Annotated in this window: 14 protein-coding genes; all 14 read left to right on the forward strand. The window is 63.3% G+C overall.

All coding sequences use genetic code 11. The annotated features are described in order from the left end of the window. Positions 1-60 precede the first annotated feature (60 nt). The 14 genes from IG169_RS05150 (at position 61) to IG169_RS05215 (ending at position 17,574) form a co-directional block, all read left to right on the forward strand. Positions 61-1,611: a benzoate-CoA ligase family protein gene (locus IG169_RS05150; RefSeq protein ID WP_193175092.1), complete on the forward strand. Its 1,551-nt coding sequence runs from the start codon at positions 61-63 to the stop codon at positions 1,609-1,611. Next, entirely contained in the window at positions 1,604-2,431 is an 828-nt protein-coding gene (locus IG169_RS05155) for an alpha/beta fold hydrolase (RefSeq protein ID WP_193175093.1), read from the forward strand. The genes IG169_RS05150 and IG169_RS05155 overlap by 8 nt, the downstream gene beginning before the upstream one ends. 52 nt (positions 2,432-2,483) lie before the next feature. Further along, positions 2,484-2,960, forward strand: a complete 477-nt coding sequence (locus IG169_RS05160; protein ID WP_193175094.1) for a DUF309 domain-containing protein — start codon at positions 2,484-2,486, stop codon at positions 2,958-2,960. Positions 2,961-3,070: 110 nt separating this feature from the next. Then, positions 3,071-4,774 carry a 2,3-epoxybenzoyl-CoA dihydrolase gene (gene boxC / locus IG169_RS05165; protein WP_193175095.1) on the forward strand — a complete coding sequence of 568 codons (1,704 nt, stop codon included), beginning with the start codon at positions 3,071-3,073 and terminating at the stop codon, positions 4,772-4,774. 40 nt (positions 4,775-4,814) lie between these two features. Then, positions 4,815-6,266 carry a benzoyl-CoA 2,3-epoxidase subunit BoxB gene (gene boxB / locus IG169_RS05170; RefSeq protein ID WP_193175096.1) on the forward strand — a complete coding sequence of 484 codons (1,452 nt, stop codon included), beginning with the start codon at positions 4,815-4,817 and terminating at the stop codon, positions 6,264-6,266. A 79-nt stretch (positions 6,267-6,345) separates the two neighbouring features. Beyond that, positions 6,346-7,542 carry a benzoyl-CoA 2,3-epoxidase subunit BoxA gene (gene boxA, locus IG169_RS05175; RefSeq protein ID WP_193175097.1) on the forward strand — a complete coding sequence of 399 codons (1,197 nt, stop codon included), beginning with the start codon at positions 6,346-6,348 and terminating at the stop codon, positions 7,540-7,542. Further along, positions 7,542-7,985: an acyl-CoA thioesterase gene (locus tag IG169_RS05180; protein ID WP_193175098.1), complete on the forward strand. Its 444-nt coding sequence runs from the start codon at positions 7,542-7,544 to the stop codon at positions 7,983-7,985. Before boxA ends, IG169_RS05180 begins: the two co-directional genes overlap by 1 nt. Before the next feature lie 94 nt (positions 7,986-8,079). Further along, positions 8,080-9,006 carry a helix-turn-helix transcriptional regulator gene (locus IG169_RS05185; RefSeq protein WP_193175099.1) on the forward strand — a complete coding sequence of 309 codons (927 nt, stop codon included), beginning with the start codon at positions 8,080-8,082 and terminating at the stop codon, positions 9,004-9,006. A gap of 121 nt (positions 9,007-9,127) precedes the next feature. Then, positions 9,128-9,832: a 3-hydroxyacyl-CoA dehydrogenase family protein gene (locus IG169_RS05190; RefSeq protein WP_193175100.1), complete on the forward strand. Its 705-nt coding sequence runs from the start codon at positions 9,128-9,130 to the stop codon at positions 9,830-9,832. A gap of 113 nt (positions 9,833-9,945) precedes the next feature. Further along, complete coding sequence (locus IG169_RS05195; RefSeq protein ID WP_193175101.1) at positions 9,946-11,331, forward strand: sigma-54-dependent transcriptional regulator; 1,386 nt, start codon at positions 9,946-9,948, stop codon at positions 11,329-11,331. Between the two features lie 6 nt (positions 11,332-11,337). Further along, a complete protein-coding gene (locus tag IG169_RS05200; protein WP_193175102.1) occupies positions 11,338-13,350 on the forward strand; it encodes a sensor histidine kinase in 2,013 nt (670 codons plus the stop codon). A gap of 248 nt (positions 13,351-13,598) precedes the next feature. After that, complete coding sequence (locus tag IG169_RS05205) at positions 13,599-15,311, forward strand: OFA family MFS transporter (RefSeq protein WP_193175103.1); 1,713 nt, start codon at positions 13,599-13,601, stop codon at positions 15,309-15,311. A 230-nt stretch (positions 15,312-15,541) separates the two neighbouring features. Beyond that, positions 15,542-16,021 (forward strand): formate dehydrogenase subunit gamma, encoded by a 480-nt coding sequence (locus IG169_RS05210; RefSeq protein ID WP_193175104.1) that lies wholly within the window; start codon positions 15,542-15,544, stop codon positions 16,019-16,021. Beyond that, positions 16,018-17,574, forward strand: a complete 1,557-nt coding sequence (locus tag IG169_RS05215; protein WP_193175105.1) for a formate dehydrogenase beta subunit — start codon at positions 16,018-16,020, stop codon at positions 17,572-17,574. The genes IG169_RS05210 and IG169_RS05215 overlap by 4 nt, the downstream gene beginning before the upstream one ends. Positions 17,575-17,576 lie beyond the last annotated feature (2 nt).

Below are 17,576 nucleotides of genomic sequence, written 5' to 3' on the forward strand. Positions count from 1 at the left end.
GCCGCGGCTTCATCAGTCGAGTCTGCGTGCGGGAGGAGATCCGCGCGCAAGGGAGGATAAATGACAACTATCAACGAGAACGCCGCCGTCTATTTCGTGGACCGGCATGCCGGGGCCGATTACCGGCACAAGCCGGCTTTCATCGAGAGCGGGTCCGGCAAGGAAATCAGCTATGCGGAGCTCGCGCGCGAAACCGGGCGTCTCGCCGATCTCTACGAGCGCCACGGCATTCGCCGCGAGGAGCGCGCCGCGCTGCTTCTGCTCGATTGCATCGAGTTTCCGATCGTCTTCTGGGGCAGCCTGAAGGCCGGTGTCGTTCCCGTAGCGCTCAACACGCTGCTTGCCGGCGATGTCTACGCGACGATCCTGAAGGACAGCCGGGCACGCGCGCTGTTCGTTTCGGCCGAATTGCTGCCGGTTGTCGAGCCGATCCTGCCCGAATGCCCGTGTCTCGAGAAGGTTTTCGTCGTCGGCGATGCGGCGCCGGGCAATTATCTCTCCTTCCACGACGAAATCGCCGCCAGCAAGGTCCGCGATCCGCTCGACGTCAACGCCGACGAATGCGCCTTCTGGCTTTATTCGTCGGGCTCGACCGGCCAGCCGAAGGGTGTGCGCCATGTTCACGGCAATCTGAAATTTACCGCCGACACCTATGGCGAGCAGGTGCTCGGCATAGAGCATGACGACAAGGTTTTCTCGGCCGCGAAGCTGTTCTTCGCCTATGGTCTCGGCAACGGCATGACGTTTCCGATGTCGGTCGGGGCGACCACCGTGCTTCTCGCCGGGCGGCCGACGCCAGACTCGGTTTGCGACATTCTCGATCGCTTCGAGCCAACCGTCTTCTGCGGCGTGCCGACACTCTATGCGGCACTGGTCGCACATGTGGATCACGGGAATGCCCAAATTACCGCGCCGCTGCGCCGCTGCATTTCCGCTGGCGAGGCGTTGCCGGAGAAGATCGGCATGCGCTGGCACGAACTGACGGGGTGCGACATTCTCGATGGCGTCGGCTCGACGGAGATGCTGCACATCTTCCTGTCGAACCGCCCCGGCGACGTGGTCTACGGCACCTCGGGCGTCGCGGTTCCGGGTTACGAGATCCGGCTGGTCGACGAGCATGACCAGGACGTGGATACCGGCGGTGTCGGCGAATTGCTGGTCAAGGGCGCGTCGTCGGCCTCCGACTACTGGAACCAGCGCGCCAAGAGCCGCTCGACCTTCGAGGGCGAATGGACGCGCACCGGCGACAAATACGAAAAGACCGAAAGCGGCCGGCTGGTCTACTGCGGACGCACGGACGACATGTTCAAGGTCAGCGGCATCTGGGTCGCGCCGTTCGAGATCGAGCAGGCGCTGGTGGCTCATCCCTCCGTGCTCGAGGCGGCGGTCGTTGCCGCGCGCGACGAGGAAGGGCTGGAAAAGCCGAAGGCGTTCGTGGTCCTGAAGCAGGGCGCGGACGGCGGACATCTCGCCGAGGAGCTGAAGGAGATCGTCAAGGAGCGCATCGGCAAGTGGAAGTATCCGCGCTGGGTGGAGATCGTTCCGGACTTGCCGAAGACCGCGACCGGCAAGATCCAGCGCTTCAAACTGAGGGATAATCGCGATGGCTGACTTCGAATGGCGCGACGGCGCGGCAAGCGAAATCACGGTGAACGGGAAACGCCTCGAGGCGGTGAGCTACGGCCCGCCGCCCGGCGAGGCGCCGACCATCGTGATGCTGCATGAGGGACTTGGCTGTGTCGCGCTGTGGCGCGATTTCCCGAAGAAGCTCGCGGAAGCGACCGGCTTCGGCGTGTTCGCATGGTCGCGCGGCGGCTACGGTCAGTCCGACCCCGTCGACCTGCCGCGGCCGCTCGACTACATGACGCGCGAGGCGCTCGATGTTCTGCCGGGTGTGCTCGATGCTATCGGCTTCGAATACGGCATCCTGCTCGGACACAGCGACGGTGCGTCGATCGCAGCCATCTATGCCGGCAGCGTCGAGGATTTCCGGGTGCGCGGCCTGGTGCTGATGGCGCCGCATTTCTTCACCGAGGAAGGTGGGCTGAAGTCCATTGCCGAGGCGAAGGATGCCTATGACAATGGCGATCTTCGCGGCAAGCTGGCCAAATATCACAAGGACGTCGACAACGCATTTCGCGGCTGGAACGACGCGTGGCTCGATCCCGGCTTCAAGGCTTGGAATATCGGCGAGTCGATCGACTATCTGCGCGTCCCGGTCCTGGCGATTCAGGGCGCCGACGACCAATACGGCACGCTGGCGCAAATCCGCGAGATCGAGAACCGGATCTATTCGCCGGTGGATGTCGAGATCCTTTCCGATTGTCGGCATTCGCCGCATATCGAGCAGCCGGGAAAGACGCTCTCGGCCGTTGCCGAATTCTGCGCCCGGCTGGCGCGCATCGAAGCGGCCGAGGTCGAGGTGGCATGAAACCGGAAAGCGTCACGAGCCGGGGGCCGGCGCAGGCGCGGCGGGGTAGGGGTTGACGCGGGCCGCCGAGATGCCGTTGCCGCCCTACCGGCACATGCCGGGCGTCAATGCGCGGCCCGACGAGGCGTTCTTCGCGGCGGTCAAGGCATCCGTGCCCGCCGCGACGGCTGACGAGACCGGTGCGGAAAATGTCGCCTGGCGCTATGGGCTCCGGCTTGTGAATGCCGGTTTCTACTGGGAGGCGCACGAGGTGCTCGAGCCGGTCTGGCTCAATGCCGCGCCGAACAGCCGGGAACGGCATCTGGTCCAGGCCGTGATCCATCTGGCGAACGGCTTGCTGAAGCAGGCGATGGGTCGTCCGGGCGCAAGCCTGCGGCTGGCGGAACTGTGCCGCGGCGCGTTCGCCGGCGCCTTTCCGTCCGGGTCGGGAAGGCTGATGGGTATCGATTATGCCGATGCCGTTTCGGCTGTGGACGCATTGGCGCAGGGACGCACGGATATCCGGCTTTCAATGCGAGATGAAATATAATTCACGTTACCGAATTTAGCGGAAATCTCTCTAGACTACTGAAAATACGTGATAATATAAATCGATAAATGGTGGCTTTCGCATTTGCTTTTTAAGGGGTGCGCACTATAATGCATCAAACAGAAACATCACGACCGGGAGTGAGTGACGTGACCAAACGCATCGATTTCCAGACCGACCCTTCGCGCTATCGTCACTGGCGCGTCGACTATGACGGTCCGGTCGCGCATCTCTACATGGATGTGGACGAGAAAGGCGGTCTGTTCGAGGGATATGAGCTGAAGCTCAACTCCTACGATCTCGGCGTCGATATCGAGCTGGCCGACGTCGTCCAGCGCATGCGTTTCGAGCATCCGGAAGTCGGGGCCGTGATCTTGCGGTCCGGCAAGCCGAACGTGTTCTGCGCCGGCGCGAATATCCGCATGCTGGGTGGCGCGGCGCATGCCCACAAGGTGAATTTCTGCAAGTTCACCAACGAGACCCGCAATACTTTCGAGGCGGCAGGCGCGGAGTCGGGACAGCACTATATCGCAGCGGTGAAGGGTGCGTGCGCGGGCGGCGGCTACGAGCTGGCCCTTGCCTGCGACCATATCATCCTGACCGACGACGGCACGACGACGGTGGCGCTGCCGGAAGTGCCGCTGCTGGCGGTCCTGCCGGGTACCGGCGGCCTGACGCGCGTCACCGACAAGCGCAAGGTGCGGCGCGATCTCGCCGACGTGTTCTGCTCCATCGAGGAAGGCGTCAAGGGACGCCGCGCGGTGGATTGGCGGCTGGTCGACGAAATCGTTCCGAACTCGAAATTCGACGAGAAGGTCAAGGCGCGCGCGGACGAGTTCGCGGCGAAGGAATCCCGCAATGCCGGTGCCAAGGGCATCGCGCTCACCCCGCTGCAGCGCGACATCGGCGAGGACGGGTCGGTCACCTATTCGCTGGTCGAGGTGCAGGTCGAGCGCGAAAAGGGCATTGCGACGATATCCATCGCCGGACCGGAGGGCAACGCACCGGCCTCGGTCGAGGATCTGCACGCGCAGGGCGCCGATGCCTGGATCCTGCGGCTGGCGCGCGAACTGGACGACGCGATCCTGCATCTGCGCCTCAACGAGCTTGAACTCGGCGTCATCGTCTTCAAGTCGCATGGCGATCCGGAACTGGTCGCCGCCCATGAGAAGCTGCTTCTCGACAACAAGGACAGCGACTGGCTGTCGCGGGAAATCCTGCTCTACTGGAAGCGTGTCCTGAAACGGATCGACCTGACCTCGCGCTCGCTGGTGGCGCTGATCGAGAACGGCTCGTGCTTTGCCGGCTTCCTCGCCGAAATCCTGTTTGCCTGCGACCGCTCATACATGATGGAAGGCGACTTCGAGGGCGACAACCGTCCGGTCGCCACGATCATGCTGACGGACGCCAATTTCGGCCCGTTCCCGATGTCGAACGATCTCACCCGTCTGCAGACCAGGTTCCTCGGCGAGCCGGAGAAGGTCGACCAGGCGCATGAACGCATCGGCGAGGCGCTGGAAGCCTTCGACGCCAGCGATCTCGGGCTGGTGACATTTGCCTTCGACGATGTCGACTGGGAGGACGAGGTCCGCATCTTCCTGGAGGAGCGCGCAAGCTTCTCTCCCGATGCGATGACCGGCATGGAGGCCAATCTGCGGTTCCCCGGCCCGGAAACCATGGAAACGCGCATCTTCGGACGCCTGACGGCGTGGCAGAACTGGATCTTCCAGCGCCCGAATGCCGTCGGTGAATCCGGCGCCCTGCAACGCTACGGCACGGGCAAGCGCGGCGAATACGACATGCGCCGGGTCTGACCGACCGGCATTCACCCATTCCAGAGAGGAGACATCCCAAATGCTCGATCTTATCAATGTCAGCTACGACACGCTGATCCCGAACAATGTCGGCTTGTCCAACGACAAGCGCGTTCTCAAGGCGCTGGAGAAATGGCATCCGGGCTATATCAACTGGTGGAACGACCTGATCCCGGACAATTTCCAGAAAAGCCTCGTCTATCTGCGCACCGCCGTCAGTGTCGACCCGAAGGGCTGGGCGAAGTTCGACTACGTCAAGATGCCGGAATACCGCTGGGGCATCCTGCTGGCGCCGCAGGTCGAGGATCGCAAGATTCCCTGCGGCGAACATGCCGGCGAACCGGCATGGCAGGAAGTGCCGGGCGAGTACCGCGCCTTGATGCGCCGCCTGATCGTCATCCAGGGCGACACGGAACCGGCATCGGTCGAGCAGCAGCGCTTCCTCGGCAAGACGGCGCCGTCTCTCTACGACCTGCGAAACCTGTTCCAGGTCAATGTCGAGGAAGGCCGGCACCTCTGGGCGATGGTCTATCTGCTGCACAAGTATTTCGGCGCCGACGGCCGCGAAGAGGCCGACGACCTGCTGCGCCGTTCGTCCGGTTCGGAGGAAGCGCCGCGCATGCTGGGCGCCTTCAACGAGGAAACGCCGGACTGGCTGTCCTTCTTCATGTTCACCTATTTCACCGACCGCGACGGCAAGATGCAGCTCGAGGCGCTGGCGCAGTCGGGCTTCGATCCGCTGAGCCGGACCTGCCGCTTCATGCTGACCGAGGAAGCGCACCACATGTTCGTCGGCGAGACCGGCGTCGGCCGCGTCATCCAGCGCACCTGCGAGGCGATGAAGGAAGCCGGTATCGAAGACCCCTACGAGACCGACAAGATCCGCGCGCTCGGCGTAATCGACCTGCCGACGATCCAGAAGAAGCTTAACCTGCATTACACGCTGTCGCTGGACCTGTTCGGCCAGGAGGTCTCGACCAATGCGGCGAACGCCTTCAATTCCGGCATCAAGGGCCGTTACATGGAGCACCGATTGGAGGACGACCACAGGCTTACCGACGCCACCTATCCGGTCTGCCAGTTCGTCGACGGCGAGATTAAGATCGTCGACGTGCCGGCGCTCACCGCCATCAACATGCGGCTTCGCGACGACTATACGCGCGATGCGTCGGGCGGTGTCGTGCGCTGGAACAAGATCATCGAGAAGGCCGGCGTCGACTTCGAACTGAAGCTGCCGCATGAATCCTTCAACCGCAAGATCGGCGTGTTCGCGGACAAGCTGTTCGATCCGGAAGGCAAGCTGATCCACGGCCAGGAATATGACGACAACGTCAACAGCTGGCTGCCGACGCATGCGGACGGCGACTTCATCCAGTCGCTGATGGTGCCCTGCTACGAGCCCGGCAAATTCGCCGGCTGGATCGCTCCGCCGAAGGTCGGCATCGACAACAAGCCGGGCGACTTCGAATATGTGAAGCTCTACATGGCCTGAGGCCAACAATACCGGGAGGACGTGTCCGCATGTCCTCCCGGGCCAGTCAGTCGCCGACAGGGCGCGGCCGGGAGGAATGATGAACAAGCCGGTAAAACAACACCTGATCGACCCGGAAATCTGCATCCGCTGCTACACCTGCGAAATGACCTGCCCGATCGAGGCGATCACGCATGACGACAGCAATGTCGTGGTCGATTTCGAAAAATGCGAATTCTGCATGGCTTGCATCCCGGTCTGCCCGACGGGCTCCATCGACGAGTGGCGGGTGGTCGAAACTCCCTATTCGCTCGAAGACCAGTTCGGCTGGGAGGAATTGCCCGTACAGCAGGAATTCGAAAGCGCGGCATCCGAGGCCGACACCTCCATCGAGGCGCTCGACGATGCGATGGCTGCGCTGCTCGCCGAAGCGCATTCGGGGGCCGGCGGCAAGGCGAAGGCGCCGGCATCGGCCTCCAAGCCGTCGATCAACCTCTATACGCTCGGCAAACCGGCCGAGGCGACGGTGCAGGGCAATTACCGGTTGACAGCGGAGAACGCCGACACCGACGTCCGGCATATCATCCTGGATTTCGGAGGGCAGCCTTTCCCCGTCCTCGAAGGCCAGAGCATCGGCATCATCGCGCCGGGCGCCGACGCCGACGGCAAGCCGTATCTGCCGCGGCTCTATTCGATTTCCAGCCCGCGCGACGGCGAGCGGCCGAACTACAACAACCTGTCGCTGACGGTGAAGCGCGAGCCGAACGGGATCTGCTCGAATTATGTCTGCGATCTCAAGGTCGGCGACAAGGTGAAGGTGACCGGGCCGTTCGGCGCGACATTCCTGATGCCGAACGATGCGCAGGCGAACCTCCTGATGATCTGCACCGGCACCGGATCGGCGCCGTTCCGCGCCTTCACGATGCGGCGGCAGCGCAGCAACGCCGGTTCGTCCGGCGGCATGACGCTGGTGTTCGGCGCGCGCACGCCGGAATCGCTGCCCTATTTCGGGCCGCTGAAGAAGGTTCCCGAAACGATCCTCAGGAAGCATCTCGTCTTCAGCCGCATCGAGGGCGAACCGAAACACTATGTGCAGGACAAGCTGCGCGAGGAAGCCGGCGCGGTCGCGGAGATTCTCAAGGATCCGAACGCCCATATCTACATTTGCGGGCTTCGTTCGATGGAAGAAGGTGTGGAGAAGGCACTGTCCGACATATCGGACGGGATTGGCATCGAGTGGGCGGCCGTGCGAAACGCGATGCGGGACGAGGGCCGCTACCATGTCGAGACCTATTGATGAATGAGATTCCGAAAAATCCCGCGCAGTCGAACGTGTTCACACATGTCATCCAGGTGCGGTGGGCGGACTGCGATCCGGCGAGGATCGCCTATACGGGCCGCATTCCCTATTTCGCCCTGGAAGCGATCGACACCTGGTGGGACGTTCACATCGGATATGACTGGTTCCGGATCAATGTCGACCGCAATGTCGGCACGCCCTTCGTGCATTTGTCGGTCGATTTCCGCAGCCCCGTCACGCCGCGCCATCCGCTGATCTGCGAAGTGCGGCTGATCCGGCTCGGCGAGAGTTCCGTGCGGTTTGCGGTCCGCGGGCTGCAGGACGGCGTGCTGTGCTTCGAGGGAGAGTTCGTGGAAGTGTTCGTGGAGGCCGAAGCTCACAGCAAGATCCCGGTTCCCGCGGATATCAGGCTGAAACTGGAGGCGCTCGTCACCGACTGACCACGCCGAAATCGCTTGGGGGGAACGAGCGACGCTTCCGGAATTATATTGCACATCACGGCCACGCGGACTAGGTTGTGCCGGAGGAATCGCAATGGGCGCCGTGACGAACGAAATCACCAATTTTCGCGGAGAAGTGCTTCCGGATGGCCCGTTGACGCCGGATTCCGGAGATGTCGAGGCATTCGTCGCGGCCGTCGGCGAAAGGGTCCGCAAGGCGCGCCAGCGCAAGGGCATCGCCCGGCGGGTGCTATCCGAATTGTCGGGCGTTTCGCAGCGTTACCTGGCGCAGCTCGAAAACGGCGGCGGCAACATCTCTATCGCACTCCTGTTCAAGGTTGCCAATGCGCTCGACCATCGAGTCGAATGGCTGGTCGGCGAGGAGGATCCTTGGGGCTCCGAGACCGCGCAGGTCGCCGAACTCTATCGCTCCGCCACCACCGAACAGCGCCAGCGCGTGATGCAGATTCTCGATCCGGGCCGGCCGGCGCAATTGCGCCGCCAGCGCATTTGCCTGATCGGTCTGCGCGGCGCCGGGAAGTCGACACTCGGCCGGCTGCTCGGCAAGGAACTGTCGATCCCCTTCGTCGAATTGAACCGGGATATCGAGGAACAAAGCGGGATGCCGGTCGACGAGGTCATGGCGCTCTACGGGCTGGAAGGCTACCGGCGGCTGGAGCGACAGGCGCTCGAGCGGATCGTCGCGACTTCGGATTCGGTCGTCCTGGCGGTCGCGGGCGGGATCGTTTCAGAGCCCGAAACCTACGGCTTCCTGCTGCGGAATTTCCATACGATCTGGCTCAAGGCCAATCCGGAAGAGCACATGAACCGGGTGCGCGCGCAGGGCGACGAACGCCCGATGGCCGGCAATCCGAAAGCGATGGACGAATTGAAGTCCATCCTGACCAGCCGGGAAGTCCTCTACGCAAAGGCGGAGTGCATCGTGAACACGAGCGGAAAGACGCTCGAGGAGAGCCGTCACGATCTCGTCGAGGCGATCGAGAAACTCGGGATCCTCTAAATCACGACAGGTGCCGCAGCCGCAGACCCGCCATCGCGGATGCGCTGGATCGGTCTTTTCAGATTGCCGCCAGATGCGGCATGAGCTGCAATATAAATCATAAGTCGAGGAGGCATTTCGCATGGGGGAGACGATCGACGGAAAACCAGTAAACGCCCCGGTCCTGCCGGGCGCTGGCGACCGCATTCTTGCCCGTTACCGGGAAGCCGCCGACACCGTCCTGATGGACGGGTCGACGCCCTGGGACATCGACGAGGCAATGGTGGAGTTCGGTTTTGCAATGGGGCCGTATGAAGCCCAGGACCTGTCCGGCCTCGACGTCGATTATGCCAACCGCAAACGGCAAGCCGCGACGCGCGATCCCGACCGCCGATATATTCCGATCTCCGACCGGATGGTCGAGGAAGGCCGGCTCGGCCGCAAGGCGGGCGTCGGCTGGTACCGGTATCCCGGGGGCGGCGGCGCGGTGATCGATCCGCTTCTCGAGGATCTGGTGCGCGAGGAGGCGTATTTCGCCAAGGTCACCCGCTGCGAATACTCGCCCGAGGAAATCCGGACCAGGCTTGTCTTCGCGATGATCAACGAGGCGGCCGACCTCCTCGAAGAAGGTATCGTGGAGAGCGCCTGGGATATCGACATGGTCTCGATCCGTGACCTTGGCTTTCCGTCTTCGCGGGGCGGACTGTTGTCCTATGCCGACGCAGTCGGGCCGGAAAACGTCCTGCGGCAAATCGAGGAATTCGCAAGGGAAGATTCGGTCGTCTGGAAGGCGTCGCCGTTGCTTGAACGCCTCGCGGCAAGCGGCCAACTTTTCCACGACCTGTAATTTCCGGGATCGGGCGCGATCCGGCACAAATCCGGGGCGGTGTAACCCTGTTACTTTTGCTTTGCGCCCGCCAATGGATAAAGTCCGCTGCGAGGATAGAGGGAGGAGGAAGGATGGCGCACGCTTCACGGGTCGACGACGCTGTCGTTACGGAGCCCGAATTCGGGCCGTTGATGGCAAAGGCATCGATCCTCATCGTCGACGACGAACCGGGCATGCGCAATTTCCTGATGCGCACGCTCACGCCGCGATGCGGCCGTGTCGACGAGGCGAAGGATGTGCGCCAGGCGTCTGGTATGCTGGATGCGCATGTCTATGACATCGTGATCCTCGACAACATCATGCCGGGAAAGAACGGCGTCGACTGGCTGGCCGAACAACGTGGCGTCGGTTTCTATTCCGATGCGATCCTGATGACGGCCTTCGCCGATCTCGACACGGCGATTCAGGCGCTGCGCGCCGGCGCGATGGATTTCGTGCTGAAGCCGTTCCGGTCCAACCAGATCCTGAACGCCGTGTCGCGCTGTCTCGACCGGCGCCGCCTGCAGCGCGAGAACTACGTGCTGCGCCATGAGCTGCACGCGGCTTCCGACCATCTGCTGCTGCGCGACAAGCTGATTGGCCATTCCCCCGAAATCGCCACGATCCGCGAGATGATCACCCGGGTCGCGCCGCTGCCGACCTCGGTCCTGATCACCGGCGAATCCGGTACCGGCAAGGAGGTGACGGCGCGCTCCGTTCATGCGCTGTCCGACCGGGCCGACAAGCCGTTCGTGCCGGTCAATTGCGCGGCCATTCCGACCGACATGATCGAGGCGGAACTGTTCGGCCATGTGCGCGGCGCGTTCACCGGCGCGGATTCCAGCCGCGAAGGCTTGTTCATGCATGCCCAGGGCGGCACGCTGTTCCTCGACGAGATCGCCGAACTGCCGCTGCCGACCCAGAGCAAATTGCTGCGCGCCATCGAGGACCGACGCGTCCGCCCGGTCGGTTCGGAACGCGAAGTACCGGTCGACCTGCGTTTTATCTGCGCCACGAATGCCGATCTCGAAAAGGCGGTGGAGGAGGGGCGTTTCCGCTCCGATCTCTTCTACCGCATCAACGTGCTGCATATCGCGATGCCGCCGCTGCGTGACCGCGGCGACGATGTCATCGAACTGGCCGAACTGTTCCTGGAGAAACTCTCGGCGCAACTGGGCATGGCCCGCCTCGAACTCGATGACCGTGTCGCCGAAGCCTTCCGTGCCTATGACTGGCCGGGCAATGTGCGCGAATTGCGCAATCTGATGGAACGCTCGCTGATCCTTGGCCAGTTTCCGGCGGAACTCGCCGGTGGCCGCAGCGGCAAGCCGTCCGACGCCTCGACGCTGGAGGATGTCGAGCGCCGTCATATCCTGTCCGTGCTTGAAGAGGCGGGCGGCAATCGCTCGGAGGCGGCCCGCAGGCTCGGCATCTCGCGCAAAACCATCGACCGCAAGATCGCGGCCTGGGGCGACTGACCGGTCATGGCAGAGCACGCCGCCGGAAAAACGGCATCGGTGCGATACCGCCTGCTTGCGATCGCGCTTCTGCCGACACTGGTTATCCTGCCGCTTCTGCTCGGCGTGACGATGTTGCGCTGGAACGCCAAGTTCGATTCCGTGCTGATCTCCAAGGTCAACGGCGACCTGACGATCGCGCACCAATATTTCAGCCGAATCCTCGAAAACACCGGCGAGCATATCGGCGCGCTTGGCAGTTCGGCGAAGTTTCGCGACACGCTGGAGAGCGGTCAGGGGCGGCCGCTTTCGGCGTTGCTGGAGGAAAACCGGAGCCGGCTCGGGCTCGATTTCCTCGTGCTGGCCGATGCGTCCGGCACGATCCTTTCCGTGGCGCCGTCAGGCGCGCATCCGCATATCGACACCACGCGCCCGGTTGTCGCCGAGGCGCTCGCCGGCATGCCGCAGACGGCGATCGACATATTCGATGGCGACGAACTGAGCGCGATCTCGCCGGAGCTTGCCAGGCAAGCCTCGTTCGATCTGATCCCGACCCGCAACGCAGTGCCGACCGAGCGCGACCGCGAGACGCGCGGCATGGTTGTCCATTCGGCGACACCGGTCGATCTCGGCGGCCGTCCCGGGGTCCTGGTCGGCGGCATATTGCTCAATCGCAACCTGGAATTCATCGATACGATCAACGACCTCGTTTACCGCGAGGCGAGTCTGCCGGAAGGAAGCCAGGGCACCGCGACACTGTTTCTCGACGATGTGCGCGTGAGCACCAATGTCCGCCTGTTCGAAGGCCGCCGCGCGCTCGGCACGCGCGTCTCGGCGATCGTGCGCAAGACGGTGCTGGAGGAGGGCAAGGTCTGGCTGGCGCGCGCTTTCGTCGTCAATGACTGGTACATCTCGGCCTACGAACCGATCATCGATAGCGGCGGACAGCGTGTCGGCATGCTCTATGTCGGGTTCCTCGAGACGCCCTTCAAACGCACCAAGCAGATTACGCTTGGCACGGTGCTCGGCACCTTCATTCTGGCGGCGATGGCGAGCGTTCCGATCTTCCTGCGCTGGGCGCGCGGCATCTTCATGCCGCTGGAACGGATGAACAAGACCATCGCCCTTGTCGAGGACGGCGATCTGAGCGCCCGCTCGCATATCCGCGACGGCAAGGACGAGATTTCACGCGTCGCATTCCATCTCGACGATCTTCTCGACCGAATCCAGGAGCGCGACCGGCAGTTGCGCGAATGGAACGAGGAGCTGAATGCCCGCGTCGACCAGCGCACGCGCGAATTGCGGGACGCCAACCGGCAACTGGAGGCGACGACGAAACAGCTGGTCATGTCGGAAAAGCTCGCCGCAATCGGCGAAATCACCGCGGGCATCGCGCACGAGATCAACAATCCGATCGCGGTCATCCAGGGCAATCTCGAAGTCCTCCGCTCCATCGTCGGTGAAAAGGCAAAGGATGCCGCCACGGAATTCCGGCTGATCGACGAGCAGGCCAACCGCATGAACCAGATCGTCACCAAGTTGCTGCAATTCGCCAAGCCGGAGGAATATGCCGGCTTCATCGATCGCGACATGGCCCAAGCCGTCGTCTCGGACTGTCTTCCGCTGGTCGCCCATTTGCTCAGGAAGAACGAGATCGAGGTGGTGCGGGACGACCGGGCAACGCGTTTCGTCCTCGCCGACCGCACCGAATTGCAGCAGATCCTGATCAACCTGATCGTCAACGCAATTCACGCCATGCCGGAGGGCGGTACGCTGACGATTGCTTCGCAGGACCGGGACGACGACGGCAAGCCCGGTGTCGCCATCCGGATTTCCGATACGGGATCCGGGATTCCGCCCGACATCGTGGAGCGCATTTTCGATCCGTTCTTCACGACGAAGCGCAGCGAGGGAACCGGCCTCGGCCTGTCGATCACGCAGATGCTCGTGCAGCGAAACAATGGCAAAATCTCGGTGGAAACCGCAGAGAACAAGGGCACGACCTTCACCATCTGGCTGCCGCAGGCCGAGGAAGCCTAGACAGCTTCCGGTTGCGACATTCTGTCCTTCAGTGGACAGAATGTCGCAGTCCATCCGTCCATCCATCTTTCCTCCCCTTCCAGAAATCCCGGATTTCCGGCCATCGCCCGCAGTCTCGCGGTCTGGCACGGCCATTGCAGCGCATGCGTGCCGGCACGCGTGGAGGTGCGACCGGCCGGGGGCACGCCATCGGGCGTCACTCGCATATTGCAATCGCAACGCCGCGGCGTTGCCTGGGAGGGAAGCGAATGTTTGATAGCCTGAAAAAGGAACACATCGTCGCGCATGACGATTTCAACCGGTGGAAGGTGCCGCCGGCATCCATCGCCATCCATCTGTGTATCGGCTCCGTCTATGCGTGGAGCATCTTCAATCCGCGGCTGACCAAGGAGTTCGGCGTGGTGGCCGCCTCGTCGGGCGACTGGAGCCTTCAGTCGGTCGTCTGGATCTTCTCGGTTGCCATCGTGTTTCTCGGCCTTGCCGCGGCATTCGGCGGCAAGTGGCTGGAAGAAGTCGGCCCGCGCATGGTCGGCGTGGTCGCAGCTTTGTGCTGGGGCGGCGGCTTCATCATCGGCGGCGCTGGCATCGTCACCCATCAGCTCTGGCTTGTCTATCTCGGCTACGGCGTGATCGGCGGCTGTGGCCTCGGGCTTGGCTATGTCTCGCCCGTCTCGACCCTGATACGATGGTTCCCAGACCGGCGCGGCATGGCGACCGGCATGGCGATCATGGGCTTCGGCGGCGGTGCGATGATTGCCACGCCGATCAAGGAGACCTTGCTCGGCATCTTCTACAAGGCGCCGCAATACCTGGGCGCGGAAGGCGCGGTCAATCTCGTCACCGAGGGCGGCAAGCGCATGGCCGAGGTCAATGGCCACATGGTCGAAGTCGTCGTCGCGTCCGCCAAGCAGCTCGCGAGCGCTCCGGTCCCGCTGCAGGAAGGCGTCTATGTTGCCGGCACCGGCAATACCGGCGCGGCGATGACCTTCTTCACGCTCGGCATCGGCTATTTCATCGTGATGATGATCGCCTCGTTCTCCTACCGCGTTCCGCGCGAGGGCTGGGTGCCGGCCGGCTGGACACCGCCGACGGCGGAAGCCGCATCGCGCAAGATGATCACGCAAAACGACGTGCATATCGACCAGGCGCTCCGGACGCCGCAGTTCTATCTGCTGTGGATCGTGCTGTGCTTCAACGTCACCGCCGGCATCGGCGTGATCGGCGTCGCCAAGACGATGATGACGGAAATCTTCGGCACCACGCTGCCGCTGATCGTCAACTCCAGCTTCGCGGCGACCTATGTGTTCATGATCTCGGTCTTCAACATGGTCGGTCGTTTCTTCTGGGCGTCGACCTCGGACTTCATCGGGCGCAAGAACACCTATCACATCTTCTTCGTGCTCGGGATCGTCCTTTATTTGTCTATCCCGTATGCGGCGCAGCAGGTCAGCGTCAATCCGGTCGTCACCTGGCTGGTGATGTTCTACGCGGCGACGATGATCATCTTCACCATGTATGGCGGAGGCTTCGCCACGATTCCGGCATATCTCGCTGATATTTTCGGGACGAAATATGTCGGCGGCATCCATGGCCGCCTGCTGACGGCGTGGAGCACGGCCGGCGTCCTCGGACCGCTCGCCATCACCCGCCTGCGCGGAGTCTCGGTCGGCAACTCGATCCGCGACCTGGCGGCCAAGGTCGATCCGGCGGCGTTCCAGGCAAAGTTCGGCGCAGGCATGGATCAGCTCGACCAGCTGGTTGCGGCGAAGACCGTCACCATCGCCCGACTGATGGAGATCGCGCCGGCCGGCACGGTCGATCCGACGTCGAGCCTGTACAACACGACGATGTATGCGATGGCGGCGCTGCTGGCGATCGCTCTTGTCGCGAACTCGCTGGTCCGTCCGGTGCACGAAAAGCACCATATGGAAAAGGCCGTCAGTCCGGCGGCTGCCGAGTAGCGACAATCGCTCCGGGGCTTCGCGCCCCGGAGCGGGTTGCACGGGCTGGATCGCGATGACGATTGCAGACAGCGATCGCCGATGCCTGTTTTGCGCCGCTCGGGCGTCGTTTCGAAGCACGCCCGGAGCCCCGTACGCTCGATAGGCTTTCGCTATCAGCCAACGGAACACCGTTATTGACTGGCCCCGGCGAGCCTCTAGACAACAACGGCAATAGTGGAGGAAGAGCCATGACGCCCCCGCCGACCGAAAACGACATCCGGGAGCGCACGCAAGGCGTTCTCGACGATCATGCCGGCCTGGAAGGGCCGTTGCTTCCGATTCTGCACGGTTTGCAGGAGGAATTCGGATATCTTCCCGCCGACGCATTGCGGATCGTCGCCGACCGGCTGAACATCAGCCGCGCGGAAGTGCACGGCGTCGCCAGCTTCTATCACGATTTCCGCGAGCAACCGGCGGGCCGGCATGTCGTCAAGATCTGCCGGGCGGAAGCCTGCCAGTCGATGGGCGGCGACGCAATTGCGGAGCATGCGGAGGGACGCTTCAAGATCGGTTTCGGCGAGACCGCGCCGGACGGCTCGGTGACGCTGGAAGCGGTCTATTGTCTCGGCCTTTGCGCCTGCGCGCCGGCGGCGATGGTCGACGGCAAGGTTGTCGGCCGTCTTGACGAGGCGCGCATCGACGCGATTGCCGAGGAGGTGAGGGCATGACGGTCACGGTTTACGTTCCCGGTGATTCCGGCGCGCTGGCGCTCGGCGCCGACGATGTCGCAAGGGCCATCGCCGACGAGGCGGCCGACAACGGCGCCGAGATCACCATCGTGCGCAACGGCTCGCGCGGCCTGTACTGGCTGGAGCCGATGGTCGAGGTCGCAACCGGCAGCGGCCGTGTCGCCTATGGCCCGGTCACCGCAGGCGATGTCGCGTCGCTGTTCGATGCGGATTTCCTGTCCGGCGGCGAACATGCGCTTTCGCTCGGCAATCCGGAAGAGATTCCGTTCCTCAAGAACCAGACGCGGCTGACCTTTGCGCGCTGCGGTATCGTCGATCCGCTGTCGCTTGCGGATTACGAGGCGCATGACGGGCTGAAAGGCCTGCGCAAGGCCGTCGCGATGACGCCGCCGGATATCGTCCAGACGGTCACGGATTCCGGCCTGCGCGGTCGCGGCGGGGCGGGTTTCCCGACCGGCATCAAGTGGAAGACCGTGCTCGATGCGGCCGGGCCGCAGAAATACATCGTCTGCAATGCCGACGAGGGCGACAGCGGCACCTTCGCCGACCGGATGATCATGGAGGGCGATCCCTTCGTGCTGATCGAGGGCATGGCGATCGCCGGCCTCGCGACGGCGGCGACCAAGGGCTACATCTATCTGCGTTCGGAATATCCGGACGCGATCCGCATCATGAACTCAGCGATCGGCGTCGCCCGCGACAACGGCGTGCTCGGCGCATCGGTGCTGGGCTCCGGCAAGGCGTTCGATATCGAAGTGCGCGTCGGAGCGGGCGCCTATGTCTGCGGCGAGGAAACCTCGCTTCTCAACAGCCTGGAAGGCAAGCGCGGCGTGGTGCGCGCCAAGCCGCCATTGCCCGCCCACAAGGGCTTCCTCGGCAAGCCGACGGTGATCAACAACGTCATCTCGCTTGCTTCCGTCCCGGTCATCCTCGACAAGGGCGCGGAGAATTACCGCGATTTCGGCATGGGCCGGTCGCGCGGCACGATCCCGATCCAGATCGCCGGCAACGTCAAACATGGCGGGCTCTACGAGACCGCCTTCGGCCTGACCCTCGGGGAGATTGTCGACGAGATCGCCGGCGGCACGGCGACGGGCCGTCCCGTCAAGGCGGTGCAGGTCGGCGGTCCGCTTGGGGCTTATTTCCCGCGCGAATTGTTCGACACGCCGTTCGACTACGAGGCCTTCGCGGCCAGGGACGGGCTGATCGGCCATGCCGGCGTCGTTGTTTTCGACGAGACGGCGGACATGCTGAAACAGGCGCGCTTCGCCTTCGAATTCTGCGCCATCGAGAGTTGCGGCAAGTGCACGCCGTGCCGGATCGGCGCGGTGCGCGGCGCGGAGACGGCCGACAAGATCGCCAGGGGCATCGAGCCGGAGAAGAACCTCGAGGTCATTGCCGACCTCTGCAATACGATGAAATTCGGTTCGCTGTGCGCGCTCGGAGGCTTCACACCCTACCCGGTGATGAGCGCGCTGACCCATTTCCCGGACGACTTCCGGAAAAACCCCTTCCTGCAAGCTGCGGAGTGAAA

It is taken from the genome of Oricola nitratireducens (genome assembly GCF_014904745.1).
GTDB classification, from domain to species: Bacteria; Pseudomonadota; Alphaproteobacteria; order Rhizobiales; family Rhizobiaceae; genus Oricola; species Oricola nitratireducens.

Excerpts from the sequence above, each read along its gene's own strand:
- IG169_RS05150 (WP_193175092.1), top strand. The coding sequence starts at position 61 with ATGACAACTATCAACGAGAACGCCGCCGTCTATTTCGTGGACCGGCAT.
- IG169_RS05155 (WP_193175093.1), top strand. The coding sequence starts at position 1,604 with ATGGCTGACTTCGAATGGCGCGACGGCGCGGCAAGCGAAATCACGGTG.
- boxC (WP_193175095.1), top strand. The coding sequence starts at position 3,071 with ATGCATCAAACAGAAACATCACGACCGGGAGTGAGTGACGTGACCAAA.
- boxB (WP_193175096.1), top strand. The coding sequence starts at position 4,815 with ATGCTCGATCTTATCAATGTCAGCTACGACACGCTGATCCCGAACAAT.
- boxA (WP_193175097.1), top strand. The coding sequence starts at position 6,346 with ATGAACAAGCCGGTAAAACAACACCTGATCGACCCGGAAATCTGCATC.
- IG169_RS05180 (WP_193175098.1), top strand. The coding sequence starts at position 7,542 with ATGAATGAGATTCCGAAAAATCCCGCGCAGTCGAACGTGTTCACACAT.
- IG169_RS05185 (WP_193175099.1), top strand. The coding sequence starts at position 8,080 with ATGGGCGCCGTGACGAACGAAATCACCAATTTTCGCGGAGAAGTGCTT.
- IG169_RS05190 (WP_193175100.1), top strand. The coding sequence starts at position 9,128 with ATGGGGGAGACGATCGACGGAAAACCAGTAAACGCCCCGGTCCTGCCG.
- IG169_RS05195 (WP_193175101.1), top strand. The coding sequence starts at position 9,946 with ATGGCGCACGCTTCACGGGTCGACGACGCTGTCGTTACGGAGCCCGAA.
- IG169_RS05200 (WP_193175102.1), top strand. The coding sequence starts at position 11,338 with ATGGCAGAGCACGCCGCCGGAAAAACGGCATCGGTGCGATACCGCCTG.
- IG169_RS05205 (WP_193175103.1), top strand. The coding sequence starts at position 13,599 with ATGTTTGATAGCCTGAAAAAGGAACACATCGTCGCGCATGACGATTTC.
- IG169_RS05210 (WP_193175104.1), top strand. The coding sequence starts at position 15,542 with ATGACGCCCCCGCCGACCGAAAACGACATCCGGGAGCGCACGCAAGGC.
- IG169_RS05215 (WP_193175105.1), top strand. The coding sequence starts at position 16,018 with ATGACGGTCACGGTTTACGTTCCCGGTGATTCCGGCGCGCTGGCGCTC.